19 protein-coding genes and 1 pseudogene are annotated in these 15,131 nt (G+C 66.2%); 14 read left to right on the top strand and 6 right to left on the bottom strand.

Annotated elements, in window-relative coordinates; all coding sequences use genetic code 11:
- Window positions 1-114: 114 nt before the first annotated feature.
- From WEB52_07075 to WEB52_07050, 6 genes are all read left to right on the top strand, one after another.
- Window positions 115-702 (top strand): hypothetical protein, encoded by a 588-nt coding sequence (locus WEB52_07075; protein ID MEX2226193.1) that lies wholly within the window; start codon window positions 115-117, stop codon window positions 700-702.
- 8 nt (window positions 703-710) lie between these two features.
- Entirely contained in the window at window positions 711-1,178 is a 468-nt protein-coding gene (locus WEB52_07070; protein ID MEX2226192.1) for a metal-dependent hydrolase, read from the top strand.
- A 16-nt stretch (window positions 1,179-1,194) separates the two neighbouring features.
- Entirely contained in the window at window positions 1,195-1,683 is a 489-nt protein-coding gene (locus WEB52_07065) for an OsmC family protein (protein MEX2226191.1), read from the top strand.
- A gap of 101 nt (window positions 1,684-1,784) precedes the next feature.
- Window positions 1,785-2,738, top strand: a complete 954-nt coding sequence (mshD, locus tag WEB52_07060; protein ID MEX2226190.1) for a mycothiol synthase — start codon at window positions 1,785-1,787, stop codon at window positions 2,736-2,738.
- Between the two features lie 65 nt (window positions 2,739-2,803).
- Window positions 2,804-3,277: a thioredoxin-dependent thiol peroxidase gene (bcp, locus tag WEB52_07055; protein ID MEX2226189.1), complete on the top strand. Its 474-nt coding sequence runs from the start codon at window positions 2,804-2,806 to the stop codon at window positions 3,275-3,277.
- Between the two features lie 17 nt (window positions 3,278-3,294).
- Window positions 3,295-3,483 carry a hypothetical protein gene (locus WEB52_07050; GenBank protein MEX2226188.1) on the top strand — a complete coding sequence of 63 codons (189 nt, stop codon included), beginning with the start codon at window positions 3,295-3,297 and terminating at the stop codon, window positions 3,481-3,483.
- On the opposite strand, the gene WEB52_07045 is transcribed toward WEB52_07050, so the two are convergent.
- Together WEB52_07045 and WEB52_07040 are read right to left on the bottom strand one after the other, a co-directional pair.
- On the bottom strand, window positions 3,484-3,927 hold the full coding sequence (locus WEB52_07045; protein MEX2226187.1) for a spore germination protein GerW family protein: 444 nt from the start codon (window positions 3,925-3,927) through the stop codon (window positions 3,484-3,486).
- Complete coding sequence (locus tag WEB52_07040) at window positions 3,924-4,205, bottom strand: hypothetical protein (GenBank protein MEX2226186.1); 282 nt, start codon at window positions 4,203-4,205, stop codon at window positions 3,924-3,926. The genes WEB52_07045 and WEB52_07040 overlap by 4 nt, the downstream gene beginning before the upstream one ends.
- Window positions 4,206-4,361: 156 nt before the next feature.
- Here WEB52_07040 and WEB52_07035 point away from each other — a divergent pair, with 156 nt between their 5' ends.
- Genes WEB52_07035 through WEB52_07025 form a run of 3 tightly spaced genes read left to right on the top strand, consistent with a single transcriptional unit; the run spans window position 4,362 to window position 7,023 of the window.
- A complete protein-coding gene (locus tag WEB52_07035) occupies window positions 4,362-5,717 on the top strand; it encodes an NAD(P)/FAD-dependent oxidoreductase (protein MEX2226185.1) in 1,356 nt (451 codons plus the stop codon).
- Window positions 5,718-5,774: 57 nt separating this feature from the next.
- Window positions 5,775-6,104, top strand: coding sequence for an EthD domain-containing protein (locus WEB52_07030; GenBank protein MEX2226184.1), 330 nt, complete (start codon window positions 5,775-5,777; stop codon window positions 6,102-6,104).
- Window positions 6,105-6,114: 10 nt separating this feature from the next.
- Complete coding sequence (locus WEB52_07025; GenBank protein ID MEX2226183.1) at window positions 6,115-7,023, top strand: NAD(P)H-binding protein; 909 nt, start codon at window positions 6,115-6,117, stop codon at window positions 7,021-7,023.
- Here WEB52_07025 and WEB52_07020 read toward each other — a convergent pair.
- The gene (locus WEB52_07020) at window positions 7,020-7,949 is read right to left on the bottom strand and encodes an LLM class flavin-dependent oxidoreductase (GenBank protein ID MEX2226182.1); all 930 of its coding nucleotides are present in this window, start codon (window positions 7,947-7,949) and stop codon (window positions 7,020-7,022) included. The two genes, WEB52_07025 and WEB52_07020, sit on opposite strands and share 4 nt — an antisense overlap.
- Before the next feature lie 13 nt (window positions 7,950-7,962).
- Entirely contained in the window at window positions 7,963-9,177 is a 1,215-nt protein-coding gene (locus WEB52_07015) for a CoA transferase (protein MEX2226181.1), read from the bottom strand.
- 84 nt (window positions 9,178-9,261) lie between these two features.
- Between WEB52_07015 and WEB52_07010 the strand changes: the two genes are divergently transcribed.
- The gene (locus tag WEB52_07010; GenBank protein ID MEX2226180.1) at window positions 9,262-10,335 is read left to right on the top strand and encodes a bifunctional phosphoglucose/phosphomannose isomerase; all 1,074 of its coding nucleotides are present in this window, start codon (window positions 9,262-9,264) and stop codon (window positions 10,333-10,335) included.
- Between the two features lie 6 nt (window positions 10,336-10,341).
- Here the strand turns inward: WEB52_07010 and WEB52_07005 are convergent, their stop codons facing one another.
- A complete protein-coding gene (locus tag WEB52_07005) occupies window positions 10,342-11,748 on the bottom strand; it encodes an LCP family protein (GenBank protein MEX2226179.1) in 1,407 nt (468 codons plus the stop codon).
- A gap of 172 nt (window positions 11,749-11,920) precedes the next feature.
- Between WEB52_07005 and WEB52_07000 the strand changes: the two genes are divergently transcribed.
- The 4 genes and pseudogenes from WEB52_07000 (at window position 11,921) to WEB52_06985 (ending at window position 12,972) form a co-directional block, all read left to right on the top strand.
- The gene (locus WEB52_07000; protein MEX2226178.1) at window positions 11,921-12,223 is read left to right on the top strand and encodes a hypothetical protein; all 303 of its coding nucleotides are present in this window, start codon (window positions 11,921-11,923) and stop codon (window positions 12,221-12,223) included.
- A gap of 2 nt (window positions 12,224-12,225) precedes the next feature.
- Window positions 12,226-12,516: a hypothetical protein gene (locus WEB52_06995; protein ID MEX2226177.1), complete on the top strand. Its 291-nt coding sequence runs from the start codon at window positions 12,226-12,228 to the stop codon at window positions 12,514-12,516.
- 49 nt (window positions 12,517-12,565) lie between these two features.
- Window positions 12,566-12,688 (top strand): annotated as a pseudogene (locus WEB52_06990) (four helix bundle protein).
- 86 nt (window positions 12,689-12,774) lie between these two features.
- Window positions 12,775-12,972 (top strand): four helix bundle protein, encoded by a 198-nt coding sequence (locus WEB52_06985; GenBank protein ID MEX2226176.1) that lies wholly within the window; start codon window positions 12,775-12,777, stop codon window positions 12,970-12,972.
- A gap of 37 nt (window positions 12,973-13,009) precedes the next feature.
- Here WEB52_06985 and fusA read toward each other — a convergent pair whose 3' ends face one another.
- Window positions 13,010-15,091 (bottom strand): elongation factor G, encoded by a 2,082-nt coding sequence (gene fusA / locus WEB52_06980; protein MEX2226175.1) that lies wholly within the window; start codon window positions 15,089-15,091, stop codon window positions 13,010-13,012.
- Between the last annotated feature and the right edge of the window lie 40 nt (window positions 15,092-15,131).

The raw sequence follows: 15,131 nt of genomic DNA, 5'->3' as shown, positions 1-15,131 counted from the left end.
GACCGCTGACCGCTGACCGCTGACCGCTGACCGCTGACTGCTGACCGCTGACCGCTGACCGCTGACTGCTGACCGCTTGCCCGCCCTTCGCGGCGCCACCTACACTGCCGCGACATGTGCATCCGCGTCCTCGCGTCGATGATCGCCGCGTCTCTCGCGCTTCTCAGCTTCGCCGCGTGCGGCGGTGATGGCGGCGACGACGAGACGCCGACGCGCCCCGTCCCCAGCGTCGCCGCCTCGGGAACGGCGCGCGCCGGCGCGACGCCTTCCGGTGCGATCCGCGAGCGCGACCTGGAAAACGATCCCGCCGTCCAGTCGCTGATCGAGGAGACCGGCGGGGAGTACGTCCAGGAGAACGTCATCTACGCCGACCTCAGCGACGATGGCATCGATGACGCAGTCGTGCCGGTCTCTTCGGCCGGGACGCTCGGCAACGTCGCCTTCGTCGTCCTGACGCCGACCGACGACGGCACAGTGACGCTTCTGCGAGAGCTGCCCCGGGAGTCCGGCGGCATCGCGCTCAATGTCGTCGAAGGCAAACTCGTGATGCTTGAGCCGGTCTTTGGGCCCGATGACCCGGAGTGCTGCCCGAGCCTGCTGCGACAGACGACCTACGGCTGGAACGGCGCGGCCCTCGCGCTCGAAGATCAGCAGACCATCGACAACCCGGGCGGCGAAGTGAAGCCGAACGCAAGCCAGTAAGGATCTTCATGGCAAGTCCTCTTGGTCACACGTTAGTCGGCGTGGCGCTCGCGCGACGCCTGGGCGTCCGCTCGCCCTTCGGCATGGGTGCGTCCGTCGTCGCCGCCAGCCTGCCCGATGTCGACGTGATCGCAGGCATCGCGCTGCACCGCGATCCGTGGCGGCTGCACCGCGGACACACGCACACACTCGGCTTTGCGCTATCGTCCGGCATGCTCGCGGGCTTCTCCGGCGTCGTCAGCGCCGGCAACGCGGAAGGCGACCGCGACCTGGTGGCAGACGCATTCGCCGGCGCGCTGATCGTTGCCTCGCACCTCCTGCTCGATAAGCTGCCGGTGCCGTATCTCTCGACGAAGAAGAGCTTGCAGAGGAACGTTAAGGTCCGCAACAGCATCCTCAACTTGGCGCTCGATGGCGTCGTGTACGGTGCGCTCGCCTGGAAGATCTGGCCGCGCGAAGCCCCCGCTCGCACATAGCGCCGGGAGCACCGCCATGGCGTCAACCGTACGGCTCAATCTCGTCGATGGTCTGAAGTTCGACGCGCACACGCCGTCTGGTTACACGCTGCGCATCGACACGACGGAGGCGAGCGGCGGCGAGGGCAGCGCGCCCGGCCCGATGGAGCTGCAACTCGTCGCGCTCGGCGGATGCGGCGCCATGGACGTCCTTTCGATCCTCCGCAAAATGCGCCAGGACGTGACGGTCTACGAAGTCGCCGTCACCGCTGAGCGCGCGGCGGAGCACCCACGCAAGTACCTGACCGCCACGATCGCACACTCATTCCGCGGGCGGGGCATCGGCGAGGCGCACGTCCGGCGCGCCATCTACCTGTCCATGTCGAAGTACTGTCCGGTGCTCGCGACGCTGTCTCCGGCCGTGCAGGTCCGCGAGACCTACGAGATCGCCGACGAGTCCGGCGGCCCGCCGCACCGCGGCGAAGTGACGCTGGCCGAGCCGTGCCCTCCGGTCGGCGGCCGATAAGCTTCGAAGGGCAGAGTTGTCGCCGCAACCAGTTGCAAATACAATTGAGTGGTAGGATATCCCCGCGCCTTGCGCCTGCCGATACTCCTCCGGATTTACCTATGCATCACCTCGAAGTCGTTTCGCACACGGACGTTCAGCACCTCGATCAGCTACCAGAGCTAATCGAAGCATCTACGCTCGCCGATGGCCACGAGCCGCTCGGCGAGCACAAGTTTCTCCGCATTCAAAGCGGCGACGACCTCGCGCTGGCCCTCGTGGCGTACGAAGCTGGCCGTCTGGCTGGCTACGCCCACACCCTCGCCTACGGCGATGCCGCCTCGCGACGGGTGTCCTGCGAGTTCGTGGTCCACCCGCAGGAACGCGGGCGCGGCGTCGGCAGGCTGCTGCTGTCACGGGCCCTCGAGCACGCGATCGGACAGGGCGCGCGCAGCATGGACGTCTGGGCGTACAACGACTCCAGGACGAGTTCCCACATGGCGCGTGAGATGGGCTTCGCGCCGAAGCGGCGGCTGCTCCACCTCCACAGGCACCTCACGTCGGTGCCGCGGCCTGACACGCCTGCGGGCGCCGGCATCCGCGCCTATCGGCCCGGCGCGGATGACGCGACGTGGCTGGCGCTCAACAACCGCATCTTCAGCGGCCACCCCGAAAACGGCTGCTGGACGCTCGATGACCTGCGCGCCCGACTTGCACAGCCGTGGTTCTGCGCCGAGGATTTCCTTGTGCTCGAGGTGGACGGCGTCATGGCGGGCTACTGCTGGCTCAAGGTCGAAGAGCGCGGCACGGAGCGGCGCGTCGGCGAGATCTACGTCATCGGCACGGCGCCCCAGTATCGTGGCCTCGGCCTCGGCAAGTACCTGGTTGCCGCGGCCCTCGCGCATCTGCGTTGCCGCGAGGTGAACGTCGCAGCGATCTACGTCGACGAGGCGAATGTGGCGGCGTGCGCGCTCTACGAACAGTCTGGCTTCCACTACCACCACGTCGACGTGTGCTACTCCCGCGATCTGCGAGCCGCCGAAACCCTCCCCACGCGCGACGAAGCGGCCGCCTGACCGAGCCTGTTTCACATCTCGTGTTTCGTCTACGATCGTCCTGCTGAGATAGGAGGAAGATCGCTGTGCCCACGAATCTGCAAGAAGGCGACGCCGCACCCGCGTTTGAACTGAAGGACGACCGCGATGAGAGCGTGCGTCTCCAGGATCTGCGCGGCAAGTGGGTCGTGCTCTACTGGTATCCGAAGGACGACACGCCGGGCTGTACCGCCGAGGCGTGCGACATCCGCGACAACTGGCAGTTGATGACCGGCGAGGCCGAACTGTTCGGCGTCTCTCCTGACAACGTCGCGTCGCACCAGAAGTTCCGTGACAAGCACACGCTCCCGTTTCCGCTGCTCGCCGATGACGAGCACAAGGTGTCGGAACAGTATGGTGTCTGGGGCCCGAAGACGTTCATGGGGCGCGAATACATGGGCGTCGACCGCGCGACGTTCATTGTCGATCCGGACGGCAAGATCGCGCGCGTCTTCCCGAAAGTGAGCCCCGCCGGCCACGCGATCGAGATTCTGACGGCGCTCAAAGAACTCAAGGGCTAACGCATCACGGAGGATCCATGCCACAGGGAAAGTGCGCCTTTTGCGGGACGTTCGTCACGAGCGGGGGCACCGCGCTCGGGATCCATTCGGTCGCCTGCACCGCGTGTACGCCTCTTGCGCTCAAATGGCTGGAGAAGCACGGCCCGCCTCAGCCCGTCGCCGCCGAGGCGGACGAGCCGGGAGAAGACGCGCAGAAGGCCGGCTGATCAGGACTGCTTGTCGGCGACGTGACGGCGCGTCTTCGCCGTCTCGTGCGAGATCGTGCGTACCGTCAGGAAGAGCCAGAACGTCACCCACGCCGCCATCATGAACGCGCCGATCGTGATCCGCGTCGTGTCTTCGACAGCCTTGATGTTTACCGCGCCTTCCGTCAGGTCGATCACCGCCACCGGCGTCGCCGATCCGCCGCCGCCACCACCGCCGCCACCGCCTTCGCCAGTCTCCGGCTCAGCGGCAAAATCGCCCGGGACGCCCTTGCCGCCGCTGCCGCCGCCGAACCCCATGCCGTAGCCAAAGTTGATGCGCGCGACCGGGATCAGCGTGTGTCCGTCGCGTTCGACGGGCGTGCCAAAACATGCCGCCGCACTCAACTCGTCGGGGATCGACCCGATGCGCCGCACCATCTCGTCCGTGGTCGTGACGTAGTTCATCGTCTGCGTCCTTTCTTCAAGAACCGTTTCGTCGCGAGAAACAGGATAGGTCCCGCAAGCGCCGCCGCAACACCCGGGACCGCATCGTCGCGCGGCAGCGCCAGCCGCTGCACGCCCGACCGCGTGTGTACGACGACGCCCACCGGCTGCTGCTGCCGGAACGTTACGCCACGGCCGCGAACTTGCATACCCAACCCTCGCACGCGGATCACGCCTTCGACCGAACGCCCGGGTCCGTCGGCGACGGTCACGTTGTGCAGTTCGTTATGCAGTTTCACGCGCCGCACGCTCCCTGCGATGGCTGCGACAGTGCATGGATGCTGTACTGTCGATGATGCGCCCATCAGAGCGACGTGTGCAATGGCCGCTTCGCTTCGATTCCGTTAATTCAGGCATTGACGGCAGCAGGCGACGGGAGTCAGACTGAATGTGAAATGAGTCACAATCAGGCTTCGACACAGTCAGTGCTGCTTCCGGGGTCGCGGCCGCGCGTCATCGTCATCGGCGCCGGCTTTGGCGGGCTGCGCGTCGCGCGCTCGCTCGCCGGCGCGCCCGTCGACGTCCTGCTGATCGACCGGCACAACTACCACCAGTTCCAACCGCTGCTGTACGAGGTGGCCGCGGCGGGCCTCGAGCCCGACGATATCGCGCAGCCCGTGCGCGCGATCCTTCGCGGCACCCGCAACGTGCGATTCCTCATGGCCGATGTCACCGGCGTCGACCTCGCGGCGAAGAACGTCACCACCGCCGCGGGCGAGATTCCGTACGACTTCCTCGTCGTCGCGGCCGGCAGTGCGACGAACTACTTCGGCCTGCAGTCGGTCGAGTTGCGCGCGCTCGGCCTGAAAGATCTGCATCAGGCGACGGCGGTGCGCAACCGCATCCTGCGCAACTTCGAACGCGCGGTCATCGCGACGAACGACGCAGAGCGTGAGCGCCTGATGAGCGTCGTCGTGATCGGCGGCGGCCCGACGGGCGTCGAGCTGTCCGGCGCGCTTGCGGAATTGAAGCGCCATGTCCTGCCGCGCGACTATCCGGACCTCGACCTCGAGCGGGCGCATGTGATCTTGCTCGAAGCGACGGACCGGCTGCTTCCCTCCATGCCGGCGCGCTTGCAGCGCAAGGCCGCACAGCAATTGCGCGCGCTCGGCGTCGACGTACGGTTCAACGCAGCGGTGCGCGAAGTCACCGCAGACAGCGTCGTGCTGGCGAGCGGAGAGACGATCGCTTCGGCAAGCGTCGTCTGGGTGGCGGGCGTCCGGGGGGAGCCGCTGGGAGAGACGTTGTCAGCGGAGATGGGCGCGCAACGGCGCATCAAGGTGCTGCCCACGCTCCAGGTGCCGGGCCACCTCGATGCGTTTGTCATCGGCGACCTCGCATACCTCGAAGACTCGCACGGGCGCGCCTACCCGATGGTGGCGCCCGTGGCGATCCAGCAAGCGCAGGTCGCGGCAACGAACATCATGCGCGAACTGCGCGGCGAGCCGCTGCGCGCCTTCGCGTACAAGGACCGTGGCCAGATGGCGACGATCGGCCGCCGCAAGGCCGTCGCGCAGGTGTTCGGGCTCCAGTTCAGCGGCTTCATCGCCTGGGCGTTGTGGCTGTTCGTCCATCTCATCCAGATCGTCGGGCTGCGTAATCGGGCGCTCGTCCTGCTCAACTGGACCTGGAACTACTTCCGCTACGACCGCGCCAACCGGCTCGTGACCGACCGCGAGTTGATCGACCCGGAACGCGACGCCGATCTCGCGGCGCTCGATGAGCCAGAGCACGCAGACGCCCGGCGGTAGTATCGCGTGACGCTCGCGCGCGCATGTGCAACCATCCGCACCAGGGGAGGAGACGCGATGGTCAAGCTCATCTACTGCATCTCGAAGAAGCCCGATATGACGGTCGAGCAGTTCCAGGCGTACTGGCGCAACGTACACGCGCCGATCGCCGGCGCGATTCCCGGCCTGCGACGCTACGTGCAGTGTCATGTCGTGCCGGAGACGTATGGCGCGCAGAACGCCCCGGCGTACGATGGCGCCGCCGAACTCTGGTTCGATGACCTGGACGCGATGCGGACGGCCATGCGCACGCCGGAAGTCGCCGCCGCGCTCGAAGACGAGAAGAACTTCATCGACCACAGCCGCGTTGCCTCGTTCATCACCGTCGAGAAGCCGGTCGTCGAATGAGCCGTCCATCGTGACGGTGCAGGTCGTCACCGGAGCGTCGGGCTTCACGGGCAAGTACATCGCGCGGCGACTGCTCGATCGCGGTGATGAAGTCCGCACGATCACCGGCCACCCCGGCCGGCCGGGACCGTTCGGTGACCGCGTGCGCGCGTACCCCTTCTCGTTCGAAGACCCGTCGCGGCTCGTCGAAGCATTGCGCGGCGCGAGCGTGCTCTACAACACCTACTGGGTGCGGTTCTCGCGCGGTGCGTCGACGTTCGACGCCGCCGTCAATAACACGAGGACGCTGATCCGCGCCGCCGAGGAGGCCGGCATCGAGCGTATCGTACACGTCAGCATCACGAACCCCTCTGAGACGTCGAGCCTGCCGTACTTCCGCGGCAAGGCGCTGCTGGAGCGCGCGATCCGGGAGTCGTCGCTGTCGCACGCGATCCTGCGGCCCGCCGTGATCTTCGGCGACGAGGACGTGCTGATCAACAACATCGCGTGGCTGTTGCGGCGGTTTCCGCTATTCGTCGTGCCCGGCTTGGGCGAGTATCGCCTGCAGCCGATCTACGTCGATGACATGGCCGAACTCGCGGTCTCGTGCGGCGAGTCCCGCGACAACGTCACGATTGATGCGATCGGGCCGGACACCTTCTCGTTCAACGAGCTGGTCGCGCTGCTGAAGGACACGGTGGCGAGCCGCGCGCGCATCGTGCATCTGCCGCCGCGCGTCGCGCTCGCATTGTCGCGCGTGGTCGGCGTCGTGGTGCGCGACGTCGTGCTCACGCCGGACGAGGTTGACGGTCTGCTCGCCGATCTGCTCGTGACGCAGTCACCGCCGGCCGGGAAGACGCGCCTCGCGGACTGGCTGCGGGAGCATCGCGACACGATCGGCAAGCGATACGCGTCGGAACTGGCGAAGCACTTTCGCTAGCCGCAGAGCTTCTGCAGCGCCTCGCGCAGGGCGAGCGCGCGCTGCAGCGTCACCTCCGGCTCATCGGCGATGACGAAGTTCACCCACTCGCAGCCCGCCTCGACGTACGGCGCGATGAACTCGGCGATCTCCTCCGGCGTCCCGAACGGCGTGTAGCGCTCGAACTGCTCGAACGGGATGCGGTAGAACGCCTGCATGGCGCCGGCGACTTTGGCGCGCGCGACGGACCTGTCGCCGTCGACAGCCGTCCAGAACTGCATACCGCGTGGAAACGAGATATCACCGCGTCCGGCTTCCGCGGCGGCCGCGCTCATCTTCTCGCCCGCCTCTGTGAAACGCCGCGTCGACACCCAGATGCCGGTCCAGCCGTCGCCGTAGCGCCCCGCGCGACGCAGCGCCGCGTCGGAGCGGCCGCCCACCTGCAGCGTCACGCCGGTAGGGCGGTGCGGTTTCGGCCGCATGCGCACGCCCTTGAGCTGAAAGTACTTGCCTTCGAACGTCGTTTCTTCTTGCGTCCACAGGCTGCGCAGGATCTGCATCGATTCGTCCGTCCGCCGCGCGCGCGTCTTCGGATCGATGCCGCACGCCCACCATTCGTTCGGATCCTCACCGCCAATGCCGACTCCGAGGATCAGCCGTCCCTGCGACTCCTGGTCGATCATCGCGCACTGGAGCGCGACCGGCGTCGGATGCCGCAGCGCGAGCAGGTACACGCATGTTTGCAGCGCAAGCCGCTCCGTCACGGCGGCGAACATCGCCAGTCGCGTCAACCCGTCGCTGCCGGAGCCGTAGAACGTCACGTGGTCGCCGACGAACACGCCGTCGACGCCCGACGCCTCGGCCTCGCGCGCCCACGCCGCGATCCCTCCCGCGTCCTGCCCGCCCGACCCCGCGGGCACGAAGATTTTCGGCATCGTCAGCGCCATGCGTGGCTCCCCTCTACGTTACGGCGTTGTGCTTCGGGCCGATGATGCCGTCCTCGCGCAGCGACGTGATCTCGTCCCACGAATAGCCTGCTTCGAGCAACACTTCCTCGGTGTGCTCGCCGTGTCCGGGCGCCAGGCGCTCGATCCGCACCGGCTCGCCGTCGATCGCCATGCCGCTGCCGGCCATGCGCACGGGTTCGCGCCCGGCGTGTGGCACTTCGTGTACGTACGCGTTCGCGATCACCTGCGGATCCTGCGCGATATCCGCATAGTCCTGCACCGGCGCGGAGAACATGCCGACGGCGTTCAGCCGGTCGATCCACTCGCGGGCGGGCGCGCTGGCGAACACATCGTCGAGCAGCGCGATCAGTTCGTGCGTGCCGCTCGTCGTCCGCTTGGCGAACGTGTCGAAACGGTCGTCGTCGCACAGGTCCGGCCGGCCGACGACCTCGCAGACGTCCTTCCACGCGCGGTCCAGCAGCATGCCAATGACGAACCACTTGCCGTCACCGCCGCGGTAGACGCGCCAGAACGGCCGCGAGCCGCCGCGGTCCGACCGTTTCGGCAGCACGCCGCTGAACAGGTAGTTCGTGATGTCGAACGCCTGCAGGGACACCTCGCTGCCCAGAAGCGACGTATCGAGCTTCATGCCGCGTCCGGTCGCGTTGCGCCCGAGGATCCCCGTCAGCAAGGCGACGCACGCGTGCAACGCGCCCACCTGGTCGGCGATCGGCGCGCCTGCGGGCAGCGGCGGGTCGTCCGGCTCGCCCGTGCGGCTCATGATGCCGCCGCGCGCCTGCGCCAGCAGGTCGAACGCGCCGCCGTCGCGTTCTTCGCCCAGGTGGCCGAAGCCCGACGCCTGCACGTACACGATGCGCGGGTTCGCCTTCGACACCGAGTCGTAGTCGAGACCAAGCCGTTCGATGGCGTTGATGCGGTAGTTGCTGAGGAAGGCGTCAGCATGCTGCGCGAGCGCCATGAACACGTCGTTTCCGCGCGGATGCTTCAGGTCCAGCGCGATCGACCGCTTGCCGCGGTTGTGCGCCTCGAAGTAGGCGCTCAGCCCGCTCTCTTTCGCGATCCAGAAGTGCCGCCCGGGGTCGCCGGATACCGTCTCCTCGATCTTGATTACGTCCGCGCCGAGGTCGGCCAGCACCGCCGATGCGTATGTGCCCTGCTGCCAGATCGTCAGGTCCAGGACGCGAATGCCTTCGAGCGGGCGTTGCATACGGCGATTCTCACTCGTGGCCGTTGCAGTGTCCAGCAAACCGCGCCGATTGACCGGCGATCCGGCATCCCCTACAACGTGCCCATGCCTGAATCCTCGCTCGACGGCCCCGAACTCTACGCGCGCATCGACCCCGAAGGACTACGCGATCGCATCGCGGGCCTGCCCGCACAGATCGATGAGGCGTGGACCGCCGCCAGCGCGCTCGAACTGCCCACGGACTACCGGAGCGCCGAACGCATCGTCGTGCTCGGGATGGGCGGCTCCGGTATCGGCGGCTCGCTGCTCCGTGCGCTCGCGCTCGACATCGGCGCGAAGACGCCGGTTACGGTCGTGCGCGGCTATCGGCTGCCGGCCTGGGTCGATAGCCGCACGCTCGTGCTCGCATCCTCCAACAGCGGCAACACCGAGGAGATCGTCGCCAGCTTCGAACAGGCGATCGCCGCCGGCGCGAAGTGCATCGTGCTCGCCTCAGGCGGCCGCATGCTCGAGATCGCCGCATCGAGCGACGTGCCCGCGCTCAACGTGCGGTGGGACGGCGAGCCGCGGGCGGCGCTCGGGTGGAGCTACGTCTCGTTGCTCGCGATCTGTCGCCGGCTCGGCCTGCTGCCCGATCAGACGGACGACCTGCGCGTCGCGCTCGTCGAGCTGCGCGCGTATGCCGGCCAGCTCGGCATCGACGTGCCGGAGGCCTCCAACGCCGCCAAGCAGCTCGCCCGGCGCTGGTACGGCAAACTCATCGCGATCGTCGGCGCCGAGGCGCTGGCGCCCGTCGCATACCGGTGGCGCACGCAGATCAACGAGAACGCCAAGAGCTGGGCGATCGCCGACGAGTTGCCGGAGATGAACCACAACGCCGCCCTCGGCTTCGGCGCGCCGGCTGCCCTGGTACCGATGCTCCACGTCGTGTTGTTGCGCCATGCGGCGATGCACCCGCGCATTCGCCTGCGCGTCGACGCAACGCTCGACGAGTTGCGCATGAATGCCGTCGCTGCCGAGGTGATCGATGTGCCGGGCGCCAGTGTGCTCGCACAGCAGTTGTGCGCGGTGCACCTCGGCGACTGGGCGAGCTACTACCTGGGCGTGTTGAACGGCGTCAATCCTTCGAGCATGGATGCGCTGGAGCGGCTGAAGGACCTGCTGGCGTCGAAGCGGTAGACGCGATCAGCCGCCCGTTGCGGACGTCTCCGGCGACTGCACGCTCTCGAAGTCAAAGTCCGTACCGAGGATTACGATGATGTCGGCGTTGATGCCGTTAAGCGCCGTCTGCTCCGCGGCGGACGCCTGCCGCACCACCGCCGGATCGAGGCCGAGGTCCTTGGCGAGCAGGTAGCCCGGCCCCTGGTGCGTGCCGTCGACGTCGAGGATCTCCGTGGAGATGTGCGTTTCGCCGTCAAAGACGTTGTCGGTCGAGAGGTCGTTGATCGAGTATCCCAGCGTGGCGACGAAATTCATCACGTCGCCGGCGAGTCCTTCTATGCCGGCTCCGTTCTGGATCTGCACGCGCACGGGGACGGGCGTCGAAACGACGACGGGAGCGCTGCCTGGCTTGTCCCTGAACAGCGAGTCGACGATCTTCTCGATGCCCGCGTCGTCTCCTACGAGCACGGCGGCGCCCTGGCGCGTCGTATACGGTACCGTAACCGGCCCGAGGGACACGGCGTGGATGTTGTCCTTCACGCGGTTCGCCAGCAGGGCGTAGCTCGGGATCAGCACGTCGCTGATGTCCGTCTCGATCGTGTCCTTGTACTTCGACCACAAGTCGGGAGCATCGGTCAGGAGGTTGAGCGACTTGGCTTTGTCGATCGTCGCGAAGATCACGCGCTGCTGGCGCTGGATGCGGTCAAAGTCGTCGCTGCTGAAGCGGATGCGCGCGTAGGCAAGCGCCGTCCGCCCGTCCATGTGGTGGCGCCCCGCGTCGAAGTCTTGCGGAAAATAGTCGCCAGGCTTCTCCGTCTCCGAATAGTACGGATCGAAGACACGGTCAGGTACGTCCACGTCGATGCCGCCGAGCGCGTCGATCAACTCCTCGAAGCCCTCGAAGTCCACCATAACGTGCTTGTCGATCTCGATGTCGAAATTGTCCTCTACCACTTCTTCGAGAAGCTTGATGCCTCCCTGCTCGTAACCGTTCAACTCGCCCGCGACGTAGACGCTGTTGATGCGGTCCTCGTACGTGCCGCCGCCGACGCCGGGAATATCGACGAGCAGGTCGCGCGGGATGCCGAGAATGCCCGTCGAGTTCGTCTTGGGATCGACCGTGACGATGAACACCGTGTCCGTCCGCGACGGGAAGTCACCGTCGCCGACGCGCTTGTCCAGCCCGACGACGAGGATGTTGACGCGGTCCTGGTTGCCGCTCTCACCCTTGGAGTCAATGCCGGGAAGCGGGACGCTCTGAATCGCGCCAGGGAGCGTCACCTGCTGGAACGGCGAGAAGATGCTATCGACGCGCGTGATGATCACGAGCGCCAGGTACGCAGAAGCCGCAGCGAACAGCAGCAACGCGACTCCGATGAGCACTCGTTGGCCTTTGGTCGACTGCGGGACCGTGGTTTCGCCTGTCGTCACAACTGGAGCGAGCGTATCGACCAAGGATCAAACATGTCAAGCGCATCAGCAGGCGCCGGCCTATCAGTCACATTTCGTTGACACTACGGCGGGCGCGTCCCTATGATCCGTCACGCATCGCCCGTGCGGAGCGTGATTGAAAACAGATCGCATGTTCGGGAAAGGAATCTCCATGCCGGACTCCGAAGTAGAACAGGCCGTCAAAGAGAACTGCCAGGCGCTCCTGACCGGCGACCTGATGCGCGTCATGAACGACCTGACGCCCGAGGCCATGGCGCAGGTCATGTCGACCGCCGGCGGCAATATGGGCGCCATGCCGCAACTCACCGGCTTCGATATCCAGAGTCACGACACCCAGGGCGATGACCACGTCTTCAAGATCAAGTTCAGCGGCGACCAGGAGTTCATGGCCATCGCGACGTGGCGCGATATCGGCGGCCAATGGAAAATCGCCGCCTTGCAGATGGAGCAATAGCGATGACTGCAGAAGAATTCATGCGAGAGCACGCCGCCAAGGCCTGTTCTGGCCGCATCCCGGAAATCATGGCGGATCTCACGCCGGCGGCCATGGGCCAACTTGGCCCGCTCATGGCCGGCGGCCCCAACCCGCCGAAGGAGAACACCGTCGTGCCCGTGAGCCAGAACGGTGACGACTACATCTTCGACGTCACGTACTCAGGCGACGGCGGCGCAACTGCGTCCATGCGCGAAACCGTCCGCCAGATCGACGGCACCTGGAAGATCGTAGAACTCGCGAAGCCAGCGTAAAAGCGGTCAGCTTTCAGCCGTCAGCCGTCAAGCTTTGGAGAATTGCGCGATGAAGGACTTCCGGGATCTCGTCGTATGGCAAAAGGCGCACGCATTGGTCCTGTCGGTGTATTCGGCAAGTGCCGATCTTCCGAGTGACGAGCGATACGGGTTAACGAGCCAGATCCGGCGTAGTGCATCGTCGATCCCAGCGAACATTGCTGAAGGGTGCGGACGAGGAAGCGACGCAGAGATCTGGCTCGCTGTCTGCAAATCGCAATGGGATCCGCCAGCGAGCTGGAATACCATCTCATTCTCGCGCGTGATCTCCGTCTCCTGTCCCAACGAACGCTACGAGCGCTCGCCCATGGCGTCACCGAAGTCAAACGCATGCTCAGCGGACTCATCACGAAGCTACAACAGCCCGCGAATGGCCGGCGACCCGCCGAACCCCAAGAACTGAAAGCTGACGGCTGAAAGCTGACCGCTGACCGCCGACCGCTGACAGCGACCGCTAATGCACCTTCGCCGCCTGCGCTCCCTGCGCTCCCTGCGCTTCCGCGATCACCTTCTGCGCAATGTGCGACGGCACTTCCTCGTAGTGATGAAACGCCATCTCGAAGCTGCCCCGCCCCTGCGTGATCGAGCGCAGGTCCGTCGCGTACCGCAGCACCTCTGCGAGCGGCGCCTCGGCGTCGATGACGGTCGTGCCGTTGTCTTCGGGCGTCATGCCGTGGACCTTTGCGCGCTTCGAGTTGAGATCGCTCATCACGTCGCCCGTGTGCGACTCGGGCACGTGGATCGTCAGCGCCACGACGGGCTCCAGCAGCACCGGCGACGCCTTGAGCGCGCCCTGCTTGAGCGCCTGCGATCCCGCGATCTTGAACGCCATCTCGGACGAGTCCACCGGATGCTCTTTGCCGTCGAACAGCGTCACGCGCACGTCGACCATCGGGAAGTGGGCGAGTGCGCCTTCCTGCATCGCTTCGTGTACGCCCTTCTCGACGGCGGGAATGTAGTTGCGCGGCACTGAGCCGCCCACGACCTTGTCGACGAACTCGAAGCCCGCGCCGCGGTTCGGCTCGACGGTGATCGAAACGCGCGCGTACTGGCCGTGGCCGCCCGTCTGCTTCTTGTGGATGTACTCTGAGTCCACCCTCGATGTCACCGTCTCGCGATACGGCACGCGCGGTGCGTGCAGGTCGACTTCGACGCCGAACTTGCGCTTCATCTTCTCCGCTGCGACCTCGACGTGCGTCTCACCCATGCCGGAGATGATCGTTTCCCCCGTCGCCTCGTCGCGGTGTACGTCGAGCGTCGGATCCTCTTCGGCGATGCGATGCAGCGACGGCCCCAGCTTGTCGACGTCGCCTTTGCCCTTCGGCGTGACGGCGATGTTGAACGGCGGCTTCGGAAATGCGATCGCCGACAGCGTCACCGCGCGTTCCTTCGTGCACAGCGTGTCGCTCGTCACGGTCTGCGCGAGCTTTGCGACCGCGCCGATGTCCCCGGCCGCCAACGCCGGCGCGTGGTCCTGCGTCTTGCCCTTGAGGATGATCAACTGGCCGATGCGCTCATCGGCCTTGTGGTTTGCGTTCCAGACGTGGGAGTCGGCCTTGAAGGTGCCGGACACGACGCGAAAGTACGTCAGCCGCCCGACGAACGGGTCCGCCGACGTCTTGAACACCAGCGCGGCAAGCGGCGCCGATGGATCGGCCGAGAGTTGATCCTCGCCGGCGGCGGCGGTTGCCGGCCGCCCGGGCATGTCTGCCGGCGACGGACAGTCCGCGACCAACGCATCGAGGAACTTCGATACGCCGATGTTTTTGGTCGATGAACCGACGAGCACAGGGTAGGTGATATTGCCCGTGATGCCCTTGCGCAAACAGGCGGTCAGCTCTTCCTCGCTGATCTCTTCGCCTTCCAGGTACTTGTTGAGCACGTCGTCATCGACCTCCGCGACGGCCTCGATCAGTTGCTCGCGCGCCGCCGCGACGGCGTCCGCCATGTCGGCGGGCACGTCGCCTGGCGTGCCCTTGTCGCCGACGTACGCCTTCCGCTCGATCAGGTTCACGACGCCGGAGAACGAGTCCTGCGACCCGATCGGCAGCTCCAGCGGTGCGATCTTCTTGCCCCAGCGGGCCTGGAGTTGTTCTAGCGCCTGCTGGAAGTTCGCGTTCTCGCGGTCCATGCGGTTGATGAAAATCAGCCGCGGCAGCCCCGCCCGGTCCGCGTGACGCCATGCTTGCTCCGTGCCCACCTGCACGCCGGATACGGCATCGACCACGATCACGCCGACATCGGCGGCCGCGATGCCGCTCTGCACCTCGCCCACGAAGTCCGAATATCCCGGCGTGTCGATGATGTTGATCTTGTGGCCGGACCACTCGCACGGGATAAGAGCCAGACTGATTGATATCTTCCGCTTGACTTCGTCCGGCTCGAAGTCGGATGTCGTCGTGCCATCATCCACTCTGCCCAGACGCGTGGTGCCGCCGCTGGCGAACAGCGCCGCTTCTGACAGCGATGTCTTGCCGGTGCCACCATGGCCAAGGAGGACGACGTTGCGGATCTGCTCAGTCTTGTACTCTTTCATGCCGGGTCCGTGCTCCTGTCGATGAGGTTAGGCCTGCACG

Source organism: Dehalococcoidia bacterium (assembly GCA_040902535.1).
In the GTDB taxonomy this organism is placed as follows: domain Bacteria; phylum Chloroflexota; class Dehalococcoidia; order DSTF01; family JACRBR01; genus JBBDXD01.
This window is presented reverse-complemented; position numbering and strand designations above follow the sequence as displayed.

Excerpts from the sequence above, each read along its gene's own strand:
- WEB52_07020 (MEX2226182.1), bottom strand. The coding sequence starts at position 7,949 with ATGGCGCTGACGATGCCGAAAATCTTCGTGCCCGCGGGGTCGGGCGGG.
- WEB52_07075 (MEX2226193.1), top strand. The coding sequence starts at position 115 with ATGTGCATCCGCGTCCTCGCGTCGATGATCGCCGCGTCTCTCGCGCTT.
- WEB52_06995 (MEX2226177.1), top strand. The coding sequence starts at position 12,226 with ATGACTGCAGAAGAATTCATGCGAGAGCACGCCGCCAAGGCCTGTTCT.
- WEB52_07035 (MEX2226185.1), top strand. The coding sequence starts at position 4,362 with ATGAGTCACAATCAGGCTTCGACACAGTCAGTGCTGCTTCCGGGGTCG.
- WEB52_07065 (MEX2226191.1), top strand. The coding sequence starts at position 1,195 with ATGGCGTCAACCGTACGGCTCAATCTCGTCGATGGTCTGAAGTTCGAC.
- WEB52_06985 (MEX2226176.1), top strand. The coding sequence starts at position 12,775 with ATGGGATCCGCCAGCGAGCTGGAATACCATCTCATTCTCGCGCGTGAT.
- WEB52_07015 (MEX2226181.1), bottom strand. The coding sequence starts at position 9,177 with ATGCAACGCCCGCTCGAAGGCATTCGCGTCCTGGACCTGACGATCTGG.
- WEB52_07070 (MEX2226192.1), top strand. The coding sequence starts at position 711 with ATGGCAAGTCCTCTTGGTCACACGTTAGTCGGCGTGGCGCTCGCGCGA.
- WEB52_07045 (MEX2226187.1), bottom strand. The coding sequence starts at position 3,927 with ATGAACTACGTCACGACCACGGACGAGATGGTGCGGCGCATCGGGTCG.
- WEB52_07030 (MEX2226184.1), top strand. The coding sequence starts at position 5,775 with ATGGTCAAGCTCATCTACTGCATCTCGAAGAAGCCCGATATGACGGTC.
- fusA (MEX2226175.1), bottom strand. The coding sequence starts at position 15,091 with ATGAAAGAGTACAAGACTGAGCAGATCCGCAACGTCGTCCTCCTTGGC.
- mshD (MEX2226190.1), top strand. The coding sequence starts at position 1,785 with ATGCATCACCTCGAAGTCGTTTCGCACACGGACGTTCAGCACCTCGAT.
- WEB52_07000 (MEX2226178.1), top strand. The coding sequence starts at position 11,921 with ATGCCGGACTCCGAAGTAGAACAGGCCGTCAAAGAGAACTGCCAGGCG.
- WEB52_07010 (MEX2226180.1), top strand. The coding sequence starts at position 9,262 with ATGCCTGAATCCTCGCTCGACGGCCCCGAACTCTACGCGCGCATCGAC.
- WEB52_07050 (MEX2226188.1), top strand. The coding sequence starts at position 3,295 with ATGCCACAGGGAAAGTGCGCCTTTTGCGGGACGTTCGTCACGAGCGGG.